We start from the raw sequence: 21,738 nt of genomic DNA, 5'->3' as shown, positions 1-21,738 counted from the left end.
AAATATATAAATAAAATTACAATAATAATTCTCGAGATAAAAAATGGAATTCATAAGTGTTACTTTTCGACGGTCAATTTTAATTTCTTGCATGCTGATGTGTGGTTTCCAATGGGCAACTGCACAGCAATTAGATGAATCTGAACTCATCGAACAGCAAGTGATTGATCAGAATTTGAATGAAAATTTAGTGCAAGAATTAAAAAAAGAAGTATCACAGAGCGCTGAGGTACAAATACAAAATCAACAACATTTGGCTCAGACTCAAGCAGAAGAGTTTAATCAGAAGCAATTGGTTTCAAATGCAGTTTCTGATTTTGAATTGAGCAAAAAAGCAGATCCAGAGCAGATTAGCAAAACCATTAAACCACTGACGTATTATCCTTATGATACGCTACCACGCACTGTCTATGTTTCAACAGATCCAACCATTATTGTGACAAAGGAATATTCACCTTCAAAAAATTTAAAAAAATAAAAAAAGGGCAAACGAATTGCCCTTTTTTTTATTGGTCAAGCTCTCTAGTCATTAGGCTTGAAGGTGTCTAATTTTCCATGAACGATGAATTTTAGTATTACGTTTAAAGTCTAGACCAATTGTTTCATGGGTGAGTTCTTCAATGTCATAAAACGCTTTGATTTCGTCGTCTAATTCGAAACCACGATAGTTATTTGAGAAATACAGCGTACCACCAGTGGTTAAACGATTCATTGCACGTTTAATCAGGGATAAGTGATCACGTTGAACGTCAAACGTACCATGGAATTTTTTAGAGTTCGAGAACGTTGGCGGATCGATAAAGATTAAGTCATATTGTTCATGACCTTCTTTTAACCATTCAAAACAATCGCTGGCAAAGAACTGGTGTTGTTGGTCAGCATGATCAACCGTTAAACCATTTAAGACAAAGTTTTCTTTAGACCAGTTCAAATAAGTATTTGAAAGGTCGACACTGGTCGTGCTCGCAGCACCACCTAACGCAGCATGTAAACTTGCAGTTGAGGTATAACTGTATAGATTAAGGAAATGTTTACCTTTTGCTTCAGCAGCGATGCGTAAGCGAATTTGGCGATGGTCGAGGAAAAGGCCAGTATCCAAATAATCTGTGAGGTTAACCAAAATTTTCGCTTTGCCTTCTTGAACGATAAAGCGTTTAGAGGCAGTACTTTGTTTTGTGTATTGGTTTTTACCTTCCTGACGAGCACGAGTCTTGATAAAAATGGCATCGCGACCTAAACCTGTGACAGCACGGATAGCTTGTAAAGCAAGATTAAAACGTTTTTTCGCTTTTTCAGGATCGATTGATTTTGGTGGGGCATATTCTTGAACATGCAATCGGTCACCATATAGATCTACGGCGACATTGAAGTCTGGTAGATCAGCATCATAAATTCGCAAACAATAGATATTTTCTTTTACTGCCCATTTTTTCAAATTCTGCATATTCTTTTGCAGGCGATTTGTAAAATCTTCAGCACCTTCAATTTTATCGAATTGAAGTGGTTGCCAATTGGCTAAGAAAGGTTGTGTCACAACAGGCGGCTTAATCTTACCTGAGCGAATATAAATAGGTAGCTTACCATTCATTAAGCGAAGTGTTTGAGTTTCGCTAAATGCCAACACGTCTGCTTGTTCAATTTGAGCTGCAATAACTGCGGCAGTTTGGTTGGCAAAGTTCTTTTGAAGTAAGCCAGATAGACCAAGATAGAATGAACGGCTAGAGCCTTTATCACCAAGACGCTCACCATAAGGTGGGTTAGTGACAACGACCACAGATTTACCTTCTGCCTTAAAATCTGGCCAATCAGAAAGGGTGCGCTCTTCTATTTGAATTTGATCTAGCAATGCCTCAAATCCTGCAGCGCGGATATTATTTTTGGTTGCTTTTACTGCTTCCCAATCTGCGTCAAAGGCATAGAATTTTGGAAGCGGTTTTTCTAAGGCAACTTTGTGACGTTCCGCAGCTTCACCTTTAATTTGCATCCAAAGATCATGATCATGACCATTCCAGCCATTAAAGCCGAAACGACGAACCAAACCAGGAGCACGGTCAGTTAACATCATCAAAGCTTCAATAATGAATGTTCCTGAACCACACATTGGATCAAGAACAATATCTGGATTCTTTTCAATTAATTTTGCATGTTGAAGGATGGCTGCAGCCAAGTTTTCTTTGATGGGTGCATCAGTCATATAGTGGCGATAGCCACGTTTATGCAATGAATCACCAGACAAATCTAAACAAAAAGTATGTTCTTTCTTACCAGCCAAAGCATAAATGGTAATTTCTGGTTGTTTGATATCGATGCTTGGACGTTTACCGACAGCCTCCATGAAGGAATCTACGATACCGTCTTTTACACGTAATGTGGCGAATTGGCTATTGACCTTGATCTCACGTTCAACATGTAAACGCACAGCAAATGTACTTTGAGGTGCAAAAATAAGCGACCAGTCAAAACTATTTGCACCTTCGTAGAGTTCTTCAGCTACATCGCGTGCATCGTGAGTAAATTCAACTTCAAACGTATGAATAGGCGTCAAAACACGTGATGCAAGACGAGACCACATACAAATGCGGTAGGCATCAGCCAATTGACCTTTGAAAACCAATCGCCCAGGGAAACGTTCAACGTTTTGTACTCCTAAACCTTCAATTTCTTCTTGAAGTAAGGTTTCAAGCCCATCTGCACAGGTAACCCAATATGTAGAAAGACGAGGTTTAGAATTCATGAACATTCCCAAAGACAAATAAAGCAATCGCATATTTTAACTTATTTTTGATTTTAAAACTGCTTTAATGCGTTGATCCAACCATTTTAAAAATAATTTAAATTTAAAAGATTGATTGAAACTGGTTGATATAGCCCCATAAAACTAAAAAACACTAAAAGATAAAAAAATATGCTGGCTTTAATTTTCTCTATGTTTACCTTTTCATTATCGATGTCTATCTCTCCTGGACCTGTTAATTTAACTATTCTCAGTAGCAGTATGAACTTTGGTGTTCGAAAAACTTTTGCTTTTATTTCAGGTGCTACCATTGGATTTACTGCTTTACTTGCAGCAGTTTGCTTTGGTCTATATCAGATTATTTTATTGTATCCGGTTCTTTTGGATGCTATTGCGCTGTTAGGAACGGCTCTATTGGTTTGGATTGGCTGGAATATTTTAAGTGCTAAAGACGAGAAAATTAAAACGGATCAACAAGATCTAGAGAAAATTCCAAATTTTACGCAAGGTGCTTTAATGCAGTGGCTGAATCCAAAAGCTTGGATTGCCGCTGTTTCAGGTACAGCTCTATTTTCAGCTTCAGAGAATAGTGTTTATTTAGCGCTTTTTGTTTTGATTTATTTTATGGTCTGCTATGTCTCTTTATGGCTTTGGGGATATGCAGGGGAAAAATTGGCTCAGTTTCTTAATGTGGGAAATCGAGCAAGAATTTTGAATAGGGTGATGGGAAGTCTTTTAATCGTGATTGCTATACAGATGTGTCTCACTCATTTTTTAACATATCCATAAAACTATGAGTGGATCATTTATTAAAAATTTCTATTTTTATAATCTAACTCACTATTTCAGGGAAATTTGATTGAACAGATGTATCAAAATAAAGATAAACAAAATTTTATGTAAGAGTTTGGAGCCTAATTTTGAGGGAATTAGAAGATTTCAATGGGATGCTTTTGGTTAAATTAAGTTTTTGAAAAATTTTATGAAACATCATAAGTCGTGATTAAGTTAGATATTGATCAGCTGCAGTGTGGGTCACTGCCAAATCATTTTAGAATCTGTATAATACGTTGACTTAACGTATAAGGAATCTCTCATGCACTTCGCTGCATTGCATACACCGAGCCAGATTCAACTCAACCAAGATGGGAATCTCAAACACTTCCTCACCATCGAAGGCCTTTCAAAAGAAACTCTTACAAAAATATTGGACACTGCACAGTCCTTTTTTAATGACCAAAATCAGCTCATTACCAATAATATGCTTGAAGGCAAAACGGTAATGAACCTGTTTTTCGAAAATTCGACACGTACACGAACGACATTTGAAGCAGCGGCAAAACGTCTTTCTGCCAACGTGCTCAATATTGATATTGCTCGCTCAAGTACTTCTAAAGGCGAAACACTGAGAGATACACTGTGGAATTTAGAAGCAATGGCGGCTGATATCTTTGTGGTTCGACATTCTTCATCGGGTGCTGCACATTTTATTGCGAAGGATGTTTGTCCAACTGTTGCGATTATCAACGCGGGTGATGGACGTCATGCGCATCCAACACAAGCAATGCTGGATATGCTTACGATTCGCCGTGAAACCAATAAAAAATTTGAAGATATTTCCATTGCAATCATTGGGGATATTAAACATTCACGAGTTGCACGTTCTGATGTGGCTGCATTGCAAACATTAGGTTGTAAAGATATTCGTGTGATTGCGCCGAATACGTTACTTCCTTATGGCTTCGATGAATATGGTGAAGGTGTTCGCCTATTTAACAATATGGAAGCTGGGATTAAGGATTGTGATGTCATCATTACTTTACGTATTCAAAATGAACGTATCGATTCACCTGCATTATCTTCACAAGCTGAATTTTACAAAATGTATGGTTTGAACAAAGAGCGTTTGGCTTTGGCCAAACCTGATTGTATCGTGATGCATCCAGGGCCGATGAATCGTGGTGTTGAGATTGATTCAAGTATTGCAGATGGTCCTCAATCAGTGATTTTGAATCAGGTGACCAATGGTATTGCGGTGCGTATGGCAGTTCTCGCGCTGGCGATGCAGGGTCAGTTACAAGAACAAGGTTTAATTGAAGCAGTTGCGGTATAAGGAATCAGTCATGTCTATTGTTAAAGTCGAAAATGTACGCGTCCTAGATCCAATTGCTCAAACTGATCAAATACAAACTATTTTTATTCAAGATGGAAAACGCATCGAAGCGACTTCAGATGTGCATGAAAGCATCGATGGGCAAGGCAAATGGTTGATGCCAACGATGGTTGATTTGTGTGCACGTTTACGAGAGCCAGGTCAACAACAACATGGAACGTTGAAATCTGAAGGTAAAGCAGCACGTGAAAATGGCATTTTACATGTATTTACCCCACCAGATTCAAAACCTATCGTTCAGGACAATGGTGCTTTAATTCATGGTCTTGTTGAAAAGGCAATGTTAGATGGCGGGATTTACCTTGAAGTGATAGGTGCACAAACACAAGGGCTTCAAGGAAATCAACCAGCCAACATGGCAGGTTTAAAAAAGGGTGGTTGTACTGCTGTATCAAATGCAAATGCACCTTTTGCGAATGACGATGTGGTGCTTCGTACGCTTGAATATGCTGCAGGTTTGAATTTAACTGTCGTATTCTATGCTGAAGAGCCTCAAATTGCGAAAGATGGCTGTGTGCATGAAGGCTTTATTGCTTCACGCCAAGGTTTACCAATGATTCCTGCTTTGGCAGAAACGGTCGCGATCGCAAAATATCTATTAATGATAGAGGCGACAAAAGTCCGCGCACACTTCGGATTACTGTCTTGTGGTGCTTCGGTTGAGTTAATACGTATCGCGAAGGAAAAAGGATTGCCAGTCACGTGTGATGTTGCAATGCATCAGTTACATCTTACGGAATCTTTAATTGATGGATTCAATTCCTTGGCACATGTACGTCCACCTTTGCGTTCAGAATCTGATAAAGAGTTACTTCGTCAGGGAGTGAAATCTGGAGTAATTGACGCGATTTGTACGCATCATGAACCACTCAGTAGTTCTGCAAAAATGGCACCTTTTGCAGAGACTTTGCCAGGTTTTACTGCTTTTGATTCATATGTTCCTTTTGGAATCAAATTGATTGAAGAAGGTTTATTTAGTCCATTAGAGTGGGTTGAAAAAGTAACGAGTGCGCCAGCTGCTGTTGCACAAATGACTGAGACATGGAAAGCACAGGCTGGATGGGTGCTGGTTGATCCAGATTTGGAATGGACACTTGATAAATCTTCTATTATTTCTCAAGGTAAAAATACACCGTTGATTAATCAAAAAGTCAAAGGTAAGGTAATTCGTACTTTCATAAAATAATGTGAATTCAATCATTTAAAGGTCGATTAATATCGGCCTTTTTTATTTTGGATGATTGAATAATTCATGATTCAGTATATTTTATGAAGATCTGTATTTTTTAATAAAATTTAACTGAGAGCTTTAATAAGAATCAAAACAAAACCAATGAGGTTTGGTATCAAGAGCTTGAGTTTGATTGGGGGAGTAGCATGAAACTTCGGATGAAAACATTGACCACATTGTGCATGGTTGGTGCATTGTCAGGATGCCAACAAGTGTATTCAATCATGTATGCTTTTAATCGTTGTGATCAACCTGAAGTGCAATTAAAACTCGAACAAGTCATCCATAAAGACATCGCGAATATCTCAGCGACTCAACTCAAAAGTATTATAGAAAATGAGCAAGTTATTATAGATGGTCAACTCTTACAGCGTAGTTTGAAACCAGTTCAATTTAAAATTGAAAACATTGATAAAATAAAGAAAATGAGATCCTCTGATCAGACGATGTGTACAGCAAGAGTCACTGCTGAACTACCATCAAATTATCTGACGGATGCTGATGTATCGCGCGCATTAAATCGAGAGTCAAATGTTTTAGAATCAGCTGCACTTTCTCAATTAAACTTTGAGAACAATCAGATTTCTACTGAGTTAAATTATAGTGTACGAATTTCAGAGCATGAAGTAACTGTACAATTGGTGAATGCACTACATTTCACCAGTTTTATGCAAAAAGTTCTAATAGATGCCCATTTAAAACCATCACGTTTGACGGCTTTAGTGTTAGATCGTCAAAAGAAACAAGCACTTTTAAATCAGCAAAATAAAACATCAGATGATTATCAATCCATTCTTATTGCTGAAGCACAACTTAAATTAGATCAAGCCAATGAAGATCTAAATTCTGTATGGAGTAGAGCTTCACTTCAAGCACGCCAAAAAATACAATACGAGCAAGAACTGTGGGCAAAAAAGCGTAATTTAGAATGTAAATTAAATAGTGAAGGCGCCGATAATCCTGAAGTTTTTCGATTGAATTGCGAAACAAATATGGCGATTAGTCGAACATCTGAATTACAGCAAAAAATTTTCACTCTAAGTTAGGCATTGATTAAACAGGGTTGTTGAGCGTTAGCTTTTACGCATCAAATTTTAAAAAAATAAAAATGTGATGGAGTTGTTGTTTTTTATTTGATTAAATATGTCAAAATTATAAATATGCGGTATAAAAAATGACGTATAAGATTAAATTGGCTTTGATTATCTCTACCATCTTCGTTGCAGGTTGTGATCTGAATAAGAAAAGCAAAGACACCTCACAGAATGTAGAAATTGCTGATTGGAGTTGTACTTCTCCTACGAATGTCAAAGAAATTGAACGCTTTGCGCAACAGGAATATAACAACATTTTAGATCGTCGTTTAAAAGCAACACATCAGTATGAGTCAGATTTAAAATTACTTTCCCAAATCAACTCATCGCTTAGATTTGAACTAAAGTCGATTACAACAACGAATGATCCTTCAAATGCAACAAACAAATTGACGTGTTCAAGCCAGTTAGTTATCCACCTGCCGAAGGGGCTTCAACGTCGTGCTGAAAATGCATACCTTGAAAAACCTTGCGAATATGAATGTGAACATGACGAAGGTAGTTATACGCTCCAACATTGGATTAATGATGTTCATGGCAATATCAGTTATGGGCAAGATAAGCTCATAGGCACTTTGAATTATGAGATTACCAAGACAGATAAAGAAGGTTTAATGCTAAGTGTGCAACCTGATAATGCATTGTTAGATATTGCTGCAAGTATGACGAGATATGCTGTTCAATTTGAAGCATTTCGTAAAGCAAATCAGAATGAATCAAAAGCTTACGAAGAATATGAGGCAGTACAACAAAAACAAAAGGCCTTGGCACTCAAAGCCATGCAATTGAGAAAATCTGATTTAGATAAAGAGCAAGCACGAGCTGTCGAGCGACTTAATTTAACTTGGGATAATTTGAGCGGCGAACAAAAAGAACAGCTAAAGAGCGATCAAACTGAATGGTTCGAACGTCGTGACGTGGATTGTAAAGTGGTCTCTCAAAAGTCAATTGAAAGTATCCCAGAAAAAGAACGCGAAACTTATCAGCAACATTATCAATATTGGGACAATGAAATGAATCAAATAAATGTTGAGATGCAATATTCTAAATGTTTCATTCAAAAGACCAATGAGAGAATTGTGTACCTAAACAATGTGTTTAATTAATTCATTACAATATAGCAAAAGGGCGAATTGATTCGCTCTTTTTTTATCGGCATGCTTAGGTATACAGAATATATGTGGAAGCGATATGCGTATTAGTGTGATTGGAGCAGGGCGCGTAGCTCATCATTTGGCTCAGGTATTGAGTCAGCATCATGAGATTGTCCAAGTGTTTAGTCGAGAGCAATCTAAAGCCAATTTGTTGGCGGCTTTAGTAAGAGCTAGACCATGCAATGCAATTGAAGATCTCGAAGACACTGTTGATATTGCATTATTGGTGGTGAGTGATAAGGCAATTGAAGAAGTTGCTGAAAAAGTTGCAAAACAGCTTCCTCAGGCTTTAATTGTACATACGTCTGGCAGTACCCATATCTCTAAAATCACGCAATATCATGAGCGTGCAGGTGTGTTCTATCCACTACAAACCTTTAGCTTTGAAAGTCAAATTGATTGGTTGAGTACGCCAATATTTGTTGAAGCGATGAGCGACCAGGATTTAGCATCCTTGACTCAAATGGCAAAAGAGTTGAGTCAAAAGGTTTATCAATATGACTCAACACAGCGCTTGAGTTTGCATTTAGCAGCTGTCTTCGCGTGTAACTTTACCAACTACTGCTATGACGTCGCTAAGCAGCTTGTAGATGCACAAAAAGTCGATTTTAATTTATTGTACCCATTGATTTTGGAAACTGCGAAAAAAGCGACTTTAAATCCCCCAAAACAGGTGCAAACTGGTCCAGCGATGCGTGGTGATCAAAACATTATCCATATGCATCAAGAGATGCTGGCGCAGGCTGGACGTACGGATTTAAGCCAAGTGTATAGTGTGGTGAGTGATCAAATTTATAAAAGACAATCAGAATAAAAAAACAGGACTTAAGTCCTGTTTTTTTATTATTGAATCTTTTTAAATAAGAAGTCGTTAATTTTATGGCCTTCTTCAATTCCACGACGTTCAAACTTAGTTTGAGGACGCCAGTCAGGACGAGGATAACTGTTACCTTTACCCGCCATATTTTCTAAACGAGGGCGGTTATCTAATACATCTAACATCCATTCTGCATAGGGTTCCCAATCGGTTGCAGCATGGAATGTTCCACCCATTTCAAGTTTTTCTTCAACTAAAGGCATACGATCGTGTGAGACAAAGCGACGTTTATGGTGACGTTTTTTCTGCCAAGGATCGGGGAAATAAAGTTGAATTGCATTGATACTGTTATCTGGCATTTCACGCAAAACTTGAATTGCATTCGCATCAAGTAAACGTAAGTTTGTCAAACCAGCCATACCCGCTTCATATACACATTGTGCAATGCCAGGAACATGTACTTCAATGCCGACATAATTGCGTTCAGGATTGGCTTTTGCCATAAGTACAAGAGAGCGCCCCATACCGAAACCGATTTCAACCGTCAATGGACGTTCAGGATGCTCAAATTGCTGACGTAAATCACCAACAGGATATTCCAAAATTAAGTGACCATATTGTTCAAGCGCAGTTCGTTGAGAAGTATTCAACGGAGATGAACGGCGCATAAATGTGACAATTTCGCGATGCTCGTTCAAGTTGTCTAATTCTACAACTTGCGGGTCTAATTGATCGTTCGACATAACTTTGGCAAATGAGAAAAAATTCGAATGCGGTATTTTAAGACCTGAGACTCCTAAGTCAAACCTTTTTCTACCTGAAAGCGCTACGTAGCTATCAATGATTTGTCGATCTATTCATGAACTTTTTCAAAATGTCATGAATTGTTCATCTACTTGTCATGCCTGTACACTAGGCTTGGAAAATAATATGAACAATGAATAAGACTTAAAATGAATAAAATAACGCTAAATAAATGGGTGTTCAATAAACTCACATTATCTTTCTGTTTGATCGGATTTAGTTCAACGCCGTATGCTGAACTCATGATCAGCCAGTATGTGGATGGTAATAACAACAAGAAAGGTATTGAACTATACAATCCAGATGGAGGTGTTGTTGATTTATCCGCGTATCAATTAAAAATATTTCCGAATGGTCTAACCACCGCGAATTTGACGGTCAAGCTGCAAGGAACTTTAACAGCTCAGCAGCACTTTTTAATTGGACATTCAAATTTAAAAACTGAATTGGGTGAAGCAGTTCAGCAAACTGCTAACCTATCATTCAATGGCGATGATGCAATTGTTCTCTATAAAAACAATGTGGCTGTCGACCGTTTTGGTGCGATTGGAATACAGCAAAACTGGGCAACCGGTTTAAGCTTTGAACGTACAAATAAAACACATGATGTCGTTTCGATAGATCCATCTGCACCCTTTGAAATTCAAAAAGAGTGGGCTAAATGGTCGGATCGCAATGATTTTAACCAGTATTTAGCGATTAGTACAAATAAACCAATAGAGCCATCTCCGACGACTCTAAGTTGTAACTCTGTGAATACACCTATCGCTGAACTCTCACAAGCAGCTAAGAATCAAAACTATACTGTTAAGGGGGTGATTACTGCGGATTATCGTTATGCGAATGGATTCTCAGGTTTCTATATCCAAACCCCTGATGCCAAAGCAAAACCCGATCTAACTAACGCGATTTTTGTATATGCTCCTGCTTCAAGTCCTATAAAAGGAGGAAAAGTCGGAGAAGAAGTCGTTCTTAAAGGTCGATTAACTGAATATCAAAATCAGTTACAGATTGATAATTTATCCGAAAATATTTTAACTTGTAATCAAGCGGCAAGCGCTTGGATAACGCCATTATCAATCGAGTTACCATTTGAGAGTTTAACTAACGCGTCAGGGCATGCGCCAAAGCGTTATCAAGGTATGTTGGTTAAAATCCCTCAAACATTAACGGTAAGTGAAAATTACAATTATGGTCGCTACGGACAACTGTCATTAAGTCTAGGACGTTTGTTTATGCCGACCAATATTTATCCAGCTAAATCAGCAGAAGCAACGGCATTGGCGCAAAAAAATCTTTTGTCCAAAATTGAACTTGATGACGGATATAATGCACAAAATTTAACGCCTACACTGCCAAGTCAGTTTAGTGCTTTAAATACTTTACGTGCAGGTGATCAGTTAAATGCTGTTGAGGGTATTCTAGAATATCGATTCAATTCTTGGCGTATTCAACCTGTACAAGGTCGTACTCAAATCCAAATTAAAGCGAATAACCCGCGGCCACCAATGATTCAGAAAAATTCAAACCAAACCCGTGTCGTGGCTTTCAATGTTTTGAACTATGATAATGGTTTAAATGGTTTTCCAACTGAGCGAGGTGCTAGCAGCAAAGCTGAGTTTGAGAAGCAACATGCCAAAATTGTCAGTGCAATGAAAGAAATCGATGCTGATGTATTTGGTTTAATGGAAATTGCGAATAATGGATATGGTGAAAATAGTGCCATTGCATATTTAACACGAGCACTTGGATCGGAGTGGAAATATATCACTCCGCCAAATTCAAATCGATTAGGTGATGATGCGATTGCTGTTGCGATTATTTACAACAGTAAGCGTGTAAAACCTGTTAACGCTGCTGCAGTGTTTGATGACCAGTCACAAAGAAATCGAGTGACGCTTGCTCAGAGTTTTCAATCATTGAATGGCGGTAAAATCTTTACGGTTATTCCGAATCATTTGAAGTCTAAAGGTAGTTGTCCTTCAAATGATCAATCTGCTGATGCGGATCAAGGTGATGGTCAGGGGTGTTGGAATGCGACACGAGTTAAAGCGGTACAACAACTCATGCAGTGGATTGCAAAGAATCCAACGCAAATTACAGGTCATCCGAATACGCTCTTGATTGGTGATTTAAATAGTTATGCAAAAGAAGATCCAATTTTGGCTTTAGAGCGTGCTAATTATACGAATGTACTGGCGGACAAAGTTGTAGGGCTCGGCGAACAGGCGTATACCTATGTATTTGGTGTCGACAGTAACAAAGCTGGTTTTGGTGGAGCAGGTAATTTGGATCATGCTTTAGCTGATGCTTCGTTATTTCCTGCGGTTAAGCGTGCATTTGTATGGCACATTAACGCTGATGAGCCAACGAACCTAGATTATAACGAAGAATTTAAGACTACAGAGCAGAAGTCGCTCTTTTATGCTGATCATGCATTTAGATCATCTGATCATGATCCAGTGATTGTCGACTTAGAGCTTAACAGCTCAACAAATGCTGAGCAGCCACAGCGTGACACTAAGTCAGGTGGTGGTTCGTTGAACTTGCTATCCATTTTAGGATTAAGCCTGTTAGCCTTGGTTGGTTGGAGACGCAGAAATCATTCCTAAAACTTAGCAGTAAAAAAAAAGAGCCATTTGGCTCTTTTTTTTAAGTATTTGAGATACGTTCTATCAATGTTATGCTCGCTTGGTTTAAACCAATCACACGTACCTGAGTCCCTTCGGCTTCAAATTTAGCCACGACATTCGCTAACATATTGACAGAAGTGATGTCCCAAATATGAGCATAGCTGAGATCTATTTCTACTTGCTTGATATCTTCTTTGAAATCAAAAAATGCATAAAAAATTTCTGCGCTACTGAAAAATATTTGACCTTTCACCGTATAGTAGCGTACGTGATTTTCTAATTCAGATTGAACTTTTACTTCACTCTCGAGTTTATTAATGAGAAATAAGGCTGACAGAACTACACCAATCAATACGCCTAGAGCAAGGTTATGTGTTGCAAGAACAATCACCACGACAGTAAGCATGACAACATTACTTTGCACGGGATGTTTGCGGAAATTTTTTACTGAATCCCAATTAAATGTCGTGAACGCGACCATGATCATAATGGCGACTAAAGCAGCCATAGGAATATAAGCCAACCAATCTTTAAAGAAGACCACGAGACATAGCAAAAAAACACCAGCCACTAATGTCGATAATCTTGTTCTTGCACCTGAGCTGACATTGATGATGGATTGCCCGATCATTGCACATCCAGCCATCCCCCCCATAAAGCCACTTACCATGTTCGCGATCCCTTGACCGCGACATTCTTGATGACGATCTCCTTCAGACTCAGTCATTTCATCAATCACAGTCGTAGTCATCATGGTCTCAAGCAAACCAACTGTGGCGAGCGTGAGAGAGTACGGTAAAATAATAAGTAAAGTGTCGAGATTGAATGGAATTTCAGGAACTAAAAATACAGGCAAGGTATCTGGGAATGCACCTAAATCACTAACTGTTCTCATGTCAGCGCCAAGTAGAAGTGCCAATACACTGAGTACAATAATACACACTAATGGCGATGGTATGATTTTTCCGATTTTGGGTAAATAGGGAAATGCGTAAATGACCAATAAACCAATCGCTAAAAATATATAGCCTAAGCTATTCATTTGAGCAATTTCTGGAAATTGAGCGATAAAAATGAGAATCGCTAAAGCATTTAAGAAACCATAGACCACTGACTGGGAAACAAAACGCATGAGTTTTGCGACTTTGAGATATCCAGCGATAATTTGAATTACACCTGTCAGAATCGTAGCTGCCAATAAATATTGTAATCCATGTTCTTTAACAAGAGTGATCATCAGCAGCGCCATCGCACCTGTAGCAGCCGAAATCATAGCAGTCCTACCACCAAAGAAGGCGATCGTAACAGCTATACAAAATGAGGCATACAGACCTAACTGAGGATCAACGCCAGCTATCGCCGAAAATGCGATTGACTCTGGAATCAAAGCTAAGCCTACGACTAAGCCTGCAAGTACGTCAGTTCGAATGTTAGAAAACCACTGATCTTTCTTTAAATAAATCACAATTTGCCTTTCACAAAGATGTAGCAGCGCTATGGTAAAACATCACACAAATAAAAGCTGAATAAAGCTTGAAAATTAATTCAATCTGCACAATATTCATAAGGAGATCATCGATGTTTACGCTTGCTTGCAATTTAAAAAACAGTTCTTATTGAAAAAAAGCGTGAAGCAATTTAAAAATGATAGTAGTTAGATAACAAGGAAAAAGTATGAAGTTGTATTATTCGCCAGGTGCATGTTCACTCGCAGCGCATATTATTTTAAATGAAATTAATGTTGATTTTGATTTGGTTCGTGTTGATCTTAAAACTCATACCACTGAAAAAGGCGAAGATTACTTCGCAATTAATCCTAAAGGCTATGTGCCGGCGCTAGAAATTAATCCTGGCTTAATTTTAACGGAAAATGTCGCAATTTTACCATTTTTGGCACAGCATGATCCTGCTCAAGATTTAATTCCACCTTCTGGATTAGGTCGAGCAAAAGTACTGGAGTGGCTTGGTTATCTAAATTCTGAATTACACGATGCTTATGCAGTGTTTTTCGGTGCACCACTCACGGAAGATGCTAAACAAAAAGCTTATGCCGAAGTTGATCGTTTACTGACTTTCATTGATAAAACCATTGGTGAATCTAATAATGATTATTTGGTAGATGATAATTTTGGACCTGCAGATGCGTACTTATTTGTACTCACCAATTGGTCTAATCATATTGAACATGACTTGAGTCCTTATAAAAATATTATTCATATACGCAATAAAGTTGCAGAGCGTCAGTCTGTACAGATTGCGATGCGAGATGAAGGATTGATTCCTTAACAGGTAAGGTTTCGTTCCGTTTGTTTCGAGAAAGAGCCGAAAGGCTCTTTTTTTACTCTAAAATTTTCAAAGAAATTTCACAAATATTTTTCAGAAATAGAGAGCATTAAAAAGACAAATTTTTCATCATAATTCGTTTCAGATTCAGTGGTAATTCATTAAATAAGATATCGTTATTCATGATATTTTTTGAACTAAACATTATTTAAGTTGCTGATTTAAATATGATACTTGTATTTTGTATTTAAATCGTTGGACTAAAAAATGAGTTTGAAATTATATTCTTACAACGAATCAGGTAACAGTTATAAAGTACGTCTTTTAGCAGCATTATTGAAAGTGGATCTTGAAATTGTAGAACTAGATTATTTCAGTGATGAACAGCATAGTGAGAAATTTTTAAAAATTAATCCTAAAGGCGAAGTGCCAGCATTAGTAGATGGCGATATTGTTTTAACTGATTCTGCCGCAATTTTGGTGTATTTAGCAGGTAAATATTCAGATAAAAACACATGGTGGTCTGAAGATTTAGTAGAACAAGCTAAAATTGTAGATTGGCTTGCCTTTGCTGCCAGTTGGGTGCAATTCGGGGTTTTCACGGCACGCGCGATATTGTCTTTCAAAGGTCCATACAATGGTTTGGGATTAGAAAGTACTGAGCAAACATTTAAAGAGGCGAAAATACGTGGTCACAAATCTTTGGCTATTTTAGATGGTGTGCTCAAAGACCGTGAATGGTTAGCGAATAATAGACCAACTATTGCGGATATCGCAGTGTTTGTCTATGTCGCGTTAGCACCTATGGGTGATATTTCTCTAGAGCCTTATCCAAACGTACGCGCTTGGATTGAAAGAATAAAAGATTTACCTAACTTTATCAAAATTGATGGATTGGATGATCCTTTGTATCGTCGAGTGAGTTAAGAAAAAACCCACTTTAAAAAGTGGGTTTTTTTTATTTAAAAAAGTATCCAGTTTCTGGAGAGCTTGCATTTGCCATACGTTTGCGTGGCATACGACCAGCAAGATAAGCCTCGCGTCCAGCTTCAACGGCTTTTTTCATAGCAGAAGCCATTAGAATCGGATTCTGTGCAGCAGCAATTGCAGTGTTCATGAGTACGCCATCACAACCTAATTCCATCGCAATAGCAGCATCACTAGCTGTACCAACCCCAGCATCCACCAAGACAGGGACTTTGGCATTTTCTTTGATGATAGAAATGGTATGTGGATTAAGAATACCTAAACCAGAACCAATTAAACTCCCCAAAGGCATAATAGCGACACAGCCCATACTCTCAAGTTCTTGCGCGACGATAGGATCATCAGAGGTATAAACCATGATTTCAAAACCATCATCGATCAATGTTCTTGCAGCTTTTAAGGTTTCAGTAATATTAGGATAAAGCGTTTTTTCATCACCTAATACTTCAAGCTTGACTAAATTGTGACCATCTAAAAGTTCACGTGCGAGCATACAAGTGCGAATGGCACTATTGGCATCAAAGCAACCAGCTGTATTGGGAAGAATGGTGTATTTTTCCGGTGGAATCACTGAGAGTAGGTTAGGTTGATCTGGATTTTGACCAATGTTTACGCGACGGATTGCAACAGTAACGATCTCAGCACCACTGGCTTGGATTGCTAAGTCAGTTTCCTGCATATCCTTATATTTTCCAGTGCCCACTAATAGTCGTGAACTAAATGAACGTGATCCTATGATCAACGGACTATCTTCCATATTTACTCCGAGTTAACCACCGCCAACAGCATGAATTATTTCTATACGGTCAGCATCTGAAATAGGGGTATCTGCCAGTTTACTTTTTGAAATGATCATTTCATTTTTTTCAACAGCAAATCGTTTACCTTCTAGCGATAATTCTTGAACCAGTTCTAATAAGTTTTGGCATTGCGTTTGAATCGACTCGCCATTTAAAAAAATATTCATCAGATGACCTTCAAATTAATGTTGAATTTTGAATGCTTGCCATGCTAAAAGTAGCCAGCCAATAATCATCAATGCTCCACCAAGAGGTGTAATTGCCCCTAACCCGCGCGGGAGCCCTAAAGCCATGAGATATAGAGATCCACAAAATAAAATGATACCGAACTGGATGAAGATAAAGCTGAATTGAGTTGAAAAGTTTGGAATTATTTTTGGTATGAGTGCGAGTATTAATAATCCAATTGCATGATAAAAGAAATAATCAGTTGCAGTCTGCCACCATGTCAGTTGGGCTTCGGTTGCACGAGCTTTAAGGCCATGAGCGCCGAAAGCACCTAGCATTACGGCAAGCGCTAAATTAATGGCTGATATTGAGATCCACATCAGGTTATTCCCAATCGAAAATTGCGTCATACGATAGCATACATGACGTACGATTTTTTTAAACTTGCATAGCGTAAATACAAAAAAAGAGCTTATAGCTCTTTTTTTGTAATCGTATTAATTTGATGACATGGCGATCTTGATCTTGTCCATGGCATTTTTTTCAAGCTGGCGAATACGTTCAGCGGAAACATTATATTCGGCTGCTAGTTCATGCAACGTAGACTTATCATCATCTAACCAGCGGCGCTGTAAAATATTGCGTGAACGATCATCCAGCTGATCCATTGCTTCATGTAAAGCAGAGGTGCTCTGAGATTCATAATCTTCTTCCTCTGCTAAACGAGCAGGGTCATAACGATTATCCTCTAAGTAAAGCGCAGGAGCGACATGAACTGAGCTTTCATCATCTTCATCGGATTGAGCTTCGAAGGCTGCGTCATAAGCTGTTAAACGACCTTCCATTTCAAGAACTTGTTCAGCTGTTACATTTAAATCAGCCGCAATAGATTGCGCTTCCTCGAGCGTTAATTTCTTGCTCGATTTTTTTAAGCTTCTTAAGTTGAAGAACAGTTTACGTTGAGCTTTAGTTGTCGCAATTTTAACAATACGCCAGTTACGAATCACATATTCGTGGATTTCAGCTTTAATCCAATGTACTGCAAAAGAAACTAAGCGTACTCCCATATTGGGATCGAAGCGTTTTACGGCTTTCATCAAGCCTAAATTACCTTCTTGGATTAAATCGCCTTGAGGTAAGCCGTAACCTGCGTAACTGCGGGCAATATGCACAACAAAACGAAGGTGGGACATCACCAGCATTTTAGCTGCGTCTAGATCTTGGTCATAAAAATAACGTTCAGCTAACTCTTTTTCTTGTTCAGCTGTCAAAATAGGGATCTGATTTACAGTACTAATGTAAGCACCTAAATTGACCCCGGGCGCAGACAATGACAGGGGCATCAATTGATTGCTGCTGTCAGTCATGAGTACTCCTTATAGGAAAATAGTTTAAAAAACCAATTACATTCATCTTAATCCTTATAGCATACAGAATTAAGCGAATTTGGGTAGTGAAATGTAAATTTAAATACAATATTTATCCATGATTAATTTAGATGAAAACACCTAAGATTCAATCACGTAATGAAATTCAGAATCCGAAACTTGTTTAAATGCGCATGTCAATTTATGTAGCTGACAATAACGTTGAATATCGATTTGACTGTTCGGATCTGAAGCTTTTAATAAAAATTGCTGAGGTGCACTATTTTGTTTCATCGATTTCTTAAGTAGCAGTAAAGGTAAAGGGCAAGGTTTACCCATCGCATCGATTAACACTTGAGACATAGTAAAACACGAGATTGAATAATAAAGTTGGTCATTATTCTAGCAAAAGTGTGACTTAAGAATAAAATTAAATGATTTAGATGAACTGTTCAAATAAAGTGCAATTTTTGCACTAAATTTGTGTGATTAATATACAAGTTTTAGTTAGATAATTAGCTAAAATTTTTCTATTAATTGTGTTGTACCCATGTTAAGCTCAATGCGTACTTAAGGATTGCGTAGAGAAATTTGTTCTCTAAGCCTTATTTATAATGGATATAACCGGGATTTTGTTAATAGTTTTACAGAATGATTACAAGCTTTGAAATAAAAAATGTTTTAAAATTTGTTTGCTCTGCTGTTTGCAACACCGGGTGGTCCCTTTTCTTACCAACTGAGGATTAACTTATGACAGCTCGCGAACAAGGCGTTGTTAAGTGGTTTAACGATACTAAAGGTTTTGGCTTTATTCAACGCGCAGGCGGTGATGACGTATTCGTTCATTTCCGTGCTATTCAAGGTGAAGGCCACCGTTCACTTCGTGACGGTCAACGCGTAGAATTCAGCGTTGTGCAAGGTCAAAAAGGTTTTCAAGCTGAAGAAGTTCAGCCTTTAGACTAATCCTACTTTTCACTGAAAATTAGGTTGCGCTCCAATTTTGATAAATTGGGGCGTTTTTTGTTTATACTATAGACCATTATCAAATATTGATTGTAGAGCCCCTTATATGTCATCAGGTTTCGAAACCCTTAATTTACATCCGCAACTTAAGCAAGCGATTGATGCTTTAGGGTTTAATGAAATGACCCCCATTCAACAGAAAGTATTGAAATATACGTTGGCAGGGCATGATGCAATTGGACGTGCACAAACAGGCACAGGAAAAACCGCAGCATTCTTAATTAGTGTTATTAATGATTTATTGAACAATCCGATACAAACACAGCGATATCGTGGTGAACCCCGTGCTCTAATTATGGCGCCAACGCGAGAGCTTGCGATTCAAATTGAAAACGATGCACGTGATCTGACTAAATTTACCGACTTAAATGTTGTGACTTTGGTGGGTGGCGTAGATTTTGATAAGCAAAAAAAACAACTGGATGAAAATTTCGTTGATATTCTTGTCGCGACACCAGGTCGTTTGATTGATTTCACTGAACAAAAAGAAATTTGGTTGGATCAAATTGAATTTTTAGTTATTGATGAGGCAGATCGTTTACTGGATATGGGGTTTATTCCTTCTGTTAAACGCATTGTGCGATTCTCTCCACGCAAAGAACAACGTCAAACGTTAATGTTCTCTGCTACGTTTAGTTATGATGTACTCAATCTTGCTCAACAATGGTTATTTGAACCTGTTACTGTCGAAATTGAGCCTGAGAAAAAAACCAATGCTGACGTAGAGCAACGTGTTTATGTGGTTGGGAAATCGGATAAATACAAATTGCTACAAGAAATATTGCGTGATGAGCCCATTGAAAAAGTCATGATATTTGCAAATCGCCGTGATCAGGTCCGTAAGCTGTATGATCATCTTAAGCATGATGGTTACAAAGTAGTGATGTTATCTGGTGAAATCGCGCAAGATAAACGTTTAAAGATGTTGGATCAGTTTAAAAATGGCAAACACAACATTATGATCGCAACTGATGTGGCTGGTCGAGGTATTCATGTGGATGGTGTGTCACACGTGATTAATTTTACTCTGCCTGAGCAGTCTGATGATTATGTACACCGTATAGGTCGTACAGGTCGAGCAGGAACAAGAGGGGTGAGTATCAGTTTCTTGTCAGAAGATGATGCTTTTTATTTACCTGAGATAGAAAAAGCGATTGGTCAAAAGATTCCATTGACACGTTTAGATGGTTATTGCTAATTGCTCAATAAAAAAAAGTCCCATCAAAGGGACTTTTTTTATAGGAAATTTTAGCGGGTTGAATTACAGCTGAAGGTGATTGTAGTTTGGTAGTCAGTGTCTTTTTCGATTGTATTTTTAGTGCCGATCACAGAGCCAAGAACTGATGAAGCTGCAGTAATGAGTTTACCAGTCTGTTCATCCACAACACCTTTTAGTGCGCCGTTATATTCAGTTTTTTCGTCAATTAAGACAGGCGCAGAATTCTTACCACAAGTTTTGTTCGCGGCAGAAATTGCATTATTTTTTGCAAGAACTTGGGTTTTGCCTAATCCTGACACTTCATATTGATTGTTTGGTTTTTGAATAGCAAGTGTTTCAGTAGGTGTTGATGCACAAGCACTTACGAGAATTGTTGCAGTAGCTACAGAAGCCAATGTCATTAATTTTTTCATTTTTTTTCCTCTAGCGTTGCAATATTAAGTTTGGAGCTCAGTCATGTATGCTAGGGCTTAAATTCCAAAGAATTAAGCATGTTTTGTATCGATTTTGAAGTGAAATACCTGATTTCTGTTTGATTGTAATCATGCTGGATGCATTGTGTATAAGTATAACTGTAGAGTAGTTTTCAATGTTTATGCTAAGCTTAAGTACATAGTGTTAGTTTAAAGATTAGTCTTCAAATGTCAGATCAATTTTCTCAAGTAGTGCATGACAATATTCATCAGCGTCAATCCGTTGGTCATTTGGTAGAACCTCATCCTAACGCAGAACAATTAGAATTAGCTTTTCAAGCAGCTTTAACCGCGCCTGATCATCATCGTCTGAAACCGACACAATTTATTGTTGTGAAAGGAGAGCAACGAGAAGCATTTGGAGCTTTACTCAGTGAAGCAGTAGCAGACCTTGGTGAAACTGATTCAATTCAAATTGAACGCGCACGTCAGCATCCTATGCGTGCACCTATGCTGATTATCGCTGTAACACGATTTCATGATCATGCGAAAGTTCCATATTTTGAACAAACTTTAAGTTCAGGTGCTGCAATACAAAATCTTTTGCTCAGTTTACAAGCTCAGGGTTTCAATACCATGTGGCGCAGTGGTGCTGTTGTGGAGTCGGATCTATTTAAAAGAAAGTTAGGGCTACAAACGCATGATTTAATTTCAGGTATCATTTATGTAGGGACTGCTTTTAAGGCGATTGCACCACGCGTTGAGATTGAAACAGATGCATTCGTCAGTTTTTGGCAGCCGTAATTGCAACATTGCAAATTTAACGATTAGAAAAAGA

The 21,738-nt window shown here is 38.1% G+C and carries 22 protein-coding genes; 13 read left to right on the top strand and 9 right to left on the bottom strand.

The features are described from left to right. The first annotated feature begins 43 nt into the window (after positions 1–43). Positions 44–478 (top strand): hypothetical protein, encoded by a 435-nt coding sequence (locus AC1M9N_RS02660; protein WP_481612474.1) that lies wholly within the window; start codon positions 44–46, stop codon positions 476–478. Positions 479–529: 51 nt separating this feature from the next. Here AC1M9N_RS02660 and rlmKL read toward each other — a convergent pair whose 3' ends face one another. Beyond that, positions 530–2,734: a bifunctional 23S rRNA (guanine(2069)-N(7))-methyltransferase RlmK/23S rRNA (guanine(2445)-N(2))-methyltransferase RlmL gene (gene rlmKL, locus AC1M9N_RS02655; RefSeq protein WP_481589786.1), complete on the bottom strand. Its 2,205-nt coding sequence runs from the start codon at positions 2,732–2,734 to the stop codon at positions 530–532. A 171-nt stretch (positions 2,735–2,905) separates the two neighbouring features. Between rlmKL and AC1M9N_RS02650 the strand changes: the two genes are divergently transcribed. The 6 genes from AC1M9N_RS02650 to AC1M9N_RS02625 all read left to right on the top strand — a co-directional run bounded on the left by AC1M9N_RS02650 (position 2,906) and on the right by AC1M9N_RS02625 (position 9,200). Continuing rightward, the gene (locus AC1M9N_RS02650) at positions 2,906–3,523 is read left to right on the top strand and encodes a LysE family translocator (RefSeq protein WP_481612475.1); all 618 of its coding nucleotides are present in this window, start codon (positions 2,906–2,908) and stop codon (positions 3,521–3,523) included. Between the two features lie 307 nt (positions 3,524–3,830). Further along, positions 3,831–4,847: an aspartate carbamoyltransferase catalytic subunit gene (locus AC1M9N_RS02645; RefSeq protein ID WP_092766128.1), complete on the top strand. Its 1,017-nt coding sequence runs from the start codon at positions 3,831–3,833 to the stop codon at positions 4,845–4,847. Positions 4,848–4,857: 10 nt separating this feature from the next. After that, a complete protein-coding gene (locus AC1M9N_RS02640; RefSeq protein ID WP_481586674.1) occupies positions 4,858–6,093 on the top strand; it encodes a dihydroorotase in 1,236 nt (411 codons plus the stop codon). 191 nt (positions 6,094–6,284) lie between these two features. After that, on the top strand, positions 6,285–7,184 hold the full coding sequence (locus AC1M9N_RS02635; RefSeq protein WP_481954232.1) for a lysozyme inhibitor LprI family protein: 900 nt from the start codon (positions 6,285–6,287) through the stop codon (positions 7,182–7,184). A gap of 128 nt (positions 7,185–7,312) precedes the next feature. Next, complete coding sequence (locus AC1M9N_RS02630) at positions 7,313–8,338, top strand: lysozyme inhibitor LprI family protein (RefSeq protein ID WP_481954231.1); 1,026 nt, start codon at positions 7,313–7,315, stop codon at positions 8,336–8,338. 85 nt (positions 8,339–8,423) lie between these two features. Beyond that, on the top strand, positions 8,424–9,200 hold the full coding sequence (locus AC1M9N_RS02625; RefSeq protein ID WP_092766132.1) for a Rossmann-like and DUF2520 domain-containing protein: 777 nt from the start codon (positions 8,424–8,426) through the stop codon (positions 9,198–9,200). A gap of 29 nt (positions 9,201–9,229) precedes the next feature. Here AC1M9N_RS02625 and trmB read toward each other — a convergent pair whose 3' ends face one another. After that, positions 9,230–9,946 carry a tRNA (guanosine(46)-N7)-methyltransferase TrmB gene (gene trmB / locus AC1M9N_RS02620; protein ID WP_481954230.1) on the bottom strand — a complete coding sequence of 239 codons (717 nt, stop codon included), beginning with the start codon at positions 9,944–9,946 and terminating at the stop codon, positions 9,230–9,232. Between the two features lie 210 nt (positions 9,947–10,156). Here trmB and AC1M9N_RS02615 point away from each other — a divergent pair, with 210 nt between their 5' ends. Further along, entirely contained in the window at positions 10,157–12,619 is a 2,463-nt protein-coding gene (locus AC1M9N_RS02615) for an ExeM/NucH family extracellular endonuclease (protein WP_481954229.1), read from the top strand. Positions 12,620–12,659: 40 nt separating this feature from the next. Here the strand turns inward: AC1M9N_RS02615 and AC1M9N_RS02610 are convergent, their stop codons facing one another. Then, positions 12,660–14,105 carry a SulP family inorganic anion transporter gene (locus AC1M9N_RS02610; RefSeq protein WP_481954228.1) on the bottom strand — a complete coding sequence of 482 codons (1,446 nt, stop codon included), beginning with the start codon at positions 14,103–14,105 and terminating at the stop codon, positions 12,660–12,662. Between the two features lie 209 nt (positions 14,106–14,314). Here AC1M9N_RS02610 and AC1M9N_RS02605 point away from each other — a divergent pair, with 209 nt between their 5' ends. Together AC1M9N_RS02605 and AC1M9N_RS02600 are read left to right on the top strand one after the other, a co-directional pair. After that, on the top strand, positions 14,315–14,926 hold the full coding sequence (locus tag AC1M9N_RS02605) for a glutathione binding-like protein (protein WP_481954227.1): 612 nt from the start codon (positions 14,315–14,317) through the stop codon (positions 14,924–14,926). Positions 14,927–15,190: 264 nt separating this feature from the next. Next, the gene (locus AC1M9N_RS02600) at positions 15,191–15,850 is read left to right on the top strand and encodes a glutathione S-transferase family protein (protein WP_035265910.1); all 660 of its coding nucleotides are present in this window, start codon (positions 15,191–15,193) and stop codon (positions 15,848–15,850) included. A gap of 31 nt (positions 15,851–15,881) precedes the next feature. On the opposite strand, the gene AC1M9N_RS02595 is transcribed toward AC1M9N_RS02600, so the two are convergent. The 5 genes from AC1M9N_RS02595 to AC1M9N_RS02575 all read right to left on the bottom strand — a co-directional run bounded on the left by AC1M9N_RS02595 (position 15,882) and on the right by AC1M9N_RS02575 (position 18,608). After that, entirely contained in the window at positions 15,882–16,667 is a 786-nt protein-coding gene (locus AC1M9N_RS02595; protein ID WP_092766137.1) for a thiazole synthase, read from the bottom strand. Between the two features lie 12 nt (positions 16,668–16,679). After that, the gene (gene thiS / locus AC1M9N_RS02590) at positions 16,680–16,877 is read right to left on the bottom strand and encodes a sulfur carrier protein ThiS (protein WP_035265912.1); all 198 of its coding nucleotides are present in this window, start codon (positions 16,875–16,877) and stop codon (positions 16,680–16,682) included. Positions 16,878–16,892: 15 nt separating this feature from the next. Beyond that, complete coding sequence (locus tag AC1M9N_RS02585) at positions 16,893–17,258, bottom strand: DUF423 domain-containing protein (RefSeq protein ID WP_035265913.1); 366 nt, start codon at positions 17,256–17,258, stop codon at positions 16,893–16,895. A gap of 117 nt (positions 17,259–17,375) precedes the next feature. Continuing rightward, on the bottom strand, positions 17,376–18,245 hold the full coding sequence (gene rpoH, locus AC1M9N_RS02580) for an RNA polymerase sigma factor RpoH (protein WP_035265916.1): 870 nt from the start codon (positions 18,243–18,245) through the stop codon (positions 17,376–17,378). Between the two features lie 141 nt (positions 18,246–18,386). Further along, positions 18,387–18,608 (bottom strand): sulfurtransferase TusA family protein, encoded by a 222-nt coding sequence (locus AC1M9N_RS02575; protein ID WP_035265917.1) that lies wholly within the window; start codon positions 18,606–18,608, stop codon positions 18,387–18,389. 387 nt (positions 18,609–18,995) lie between these two features. On the opposite strand from AC1M9N_RS02575, the gene AC1M9N_RS02570 reads away from it, so the two are divergent. Then, positions 18,996–19,208 carry a cold-shock protein gene (locus tag AC1M9N_RS02570; protein WP_004824348.1) on the top strand — a complete coding sequence of 71 codons (213 nt, stop codon included), beginning with the start codon at positions 18,996–18,998 and terminating at the stop codon, positions 19,206–19,208. A 106-nt stretch (positions 19,209–19,314) separates the two neighbouring features. After that, positions 19,315–20,466, top strand: coding sequence for an ATP-dependent RNA helicase RhlB (gene rhlB / locus AC1M9N_RS02565; protein ID WP_035265921.1), 1,152 nt, complete (start codon positions 19,315–19,317; stop codon positions 20,464–20,466). A gap of 50 nt (positions 20,467–20,516) precedes the next feature. Here the strand turns inward: rhlB and AC1M9N_RS02560 are convergent, their stop codons facing one another. Next, positions 20,517–20,900 (bottom strand): hypothetical protein, encoded by a 384-nt coding sequence (locus tag AC1M9N_RS02560; RefSeq protein WP_481954226.1) that lies wholly within the window; start codon positions 20,898–20,900, stop codon positions 20,517–20,519. A 228-nt stretch (positions 20,901–21,128) separates the two neighbouring features. Between AC1M9N_RS02560 and AC1M9N_RS02555 the strand changes: the two genes are divergently transcribed. Next, on the top strand, positions 21,129–21,704 hold the full coding sequence (locus AC1M9N_RS02555; RefSeq protein WP_481954225.1) for a nitroreductase family protein: 576 nt from the start codon (positions 21,129–21,131) through the stop codon (positions 21,702–21,704). Positions 21,705–21,738: the final 34 nt, after the last annotated feature.

Source organism: Acinetobacter sp. ANC_7655, from assembly GCF_056784015.1.
The sequence above is the reverse complement of the archived record's forward strand: the minus strand, read 5'-3'. Positions and strand labels throughout refer to the sequence as shown.

Excerpts from the sequence above, each read along its gene's own strand:
- trmB (WP_481954230.1), bottom strand. The coding sequence starts at position 9,946 with ATGTCGAACGATCAATTAGACCCGCAAGTTGTAGAATTAGACAACTTG.
- rlmKL (WP_481589786.1), bottom strand. The coding sequence starts at position 2,734 with ATGAATTCTAAACCTCGTCTTTCTACATATTGGGTTACCTGTGCAGAT.
- AC1M9N_RS02645 (WP_092766128.1), top strand. The coding sequence starts at position 3,831 with ATGCACTTCGCTGCATTGCATACACCGAGCCAGATTCAACTCAACCAA.
- AC1M9N_RS02570 (WP_004824348.1), top strand. The coding sequence starts at position 18,996 with ATGACAGCTCGCGAACAAGGCGTTGTTAAGTGGTTTAACGATACTAAA.
- rhlB (WP_035265921.1), top strand. The coding sequence starts at position 19,315 with ATGTCATCAGGTTTCGAAACCCTTAATTTACATCCGCAACTTAAGCAA.
- AC1M9N_RS02630 (WP_481954231.1), top strand. The coding sequence starts at position 7,313 with ATGACGTATAAGATTAAATTGGCTTTGATTATCTCTACCATCTTCGTT.
- AC1M9N_RS02560 (WP_481954226.1), bottom strand. The coding sequence starts at position 20,900 with ATGAAAAAATTAATGACATTGGCTTCTGTAGCTACTGCAACAATTCTC.
- AC1M9N_RS02650 (WP_481612475.1), top strand. The coding sequence starts at position 2,906 with ATGCTGGCTTTAATTTTCTCTATGTTTACCTTTTCATTATCGATGTCT.
- AC1M9N_RS02595 (WP_092766137.1), bottom strand. The coding sequence starts at position 16,667 with ATGGAAGATAGTCCGTTGATCATAGGATCACGTTCATTTAGTTCACGA.
- AC1M9N_RS02625 (WP_092766132.1), top strand. The coding sequence starts at position 8,424 with ATGCGTATTAGTGTGATTGGAGCAGGGCGCGTAGCTCATCATTTGGCT.
- AC1M9N_RS02600 (WP_035265910.1), top strand. The coding sequence starts at position 15,191 with ATGAGTTTGAAATTATATTCTTACAACGAATCAGGTAACAGTTATAAA.
- AC1M9N_RS02635 (WP_481954232.1), top strand. The coding sequence starts at position 6,285 with ATGAAACTTCGGATGAAAACATTGACCACATTGTGCATGGTTGGTGCA.
- AC1M9N_RS02660 (WP_481612474.1), top strand. The coding sequence starts at position 44 with ATGGAATTCATAAGTGTTACTTTTCGACGGTCAATTTTAATTTCTTGC.
- thiS (WP_035265912.1), bottom strand. The coding sequence starts at position 16,877 with ATGAATATTTTTTTAAATGGCGAGTCGATTCAAACGCAATGCCAAAAC.
- AC1M9N_RS02585 (WP_035265913.1), bottom strand. The coding sequence starts at position 17,258 with ATGTGGATCTCAATATCAGCCATTAATTTAGCGCTTGCCGTAATGCTA.
- rpoH (WP_035265916.1), bottom strand. The coding sequence starts at position 18,245 with ATGACTGACAGCAGCAATCAATTGATGCCCCTGTCATTGTCTGCGCCC.
- AC1M9N_RS02555 (WP_481954225.1), top strand. The coding sequence starts at position 21,129 with ATGTCAGATCAATTTTCTCAAGTAGTGCATGACAATATTCATCAGCGT.
- AC1M9N_RS02605 (WP_481954227.1), top strand. The coding sequence starts at position 14,315 with ATGAAGTTGTATTATTCGCCAGGTGCATGTTCACTCGCAGCGCATATT.
- AC1M9N_RS02640 (WP_481586674.1), top strand. The coding sequence starts at position 4,858 with ATGTCTATTGTTAAAGTCGAAAATGTACGCGTCCTAGATCCAATTGCT.
- AC1M9N_RS02575 (WP_035265917.1), bottom strand. The coding sequence starts at position 18,608 with ATGTCTCAAGTGTTAATCGATGCGATGGGTAAACCTTGCCCTTTACCT.
- AC1M9N_RS02615 (WP_481954229.1), top strand. The coding sequence starts at position 10,157 with ATGAATAAAATAACGCTAAATAAATGGGTGTTCAATAAACTCACATTA.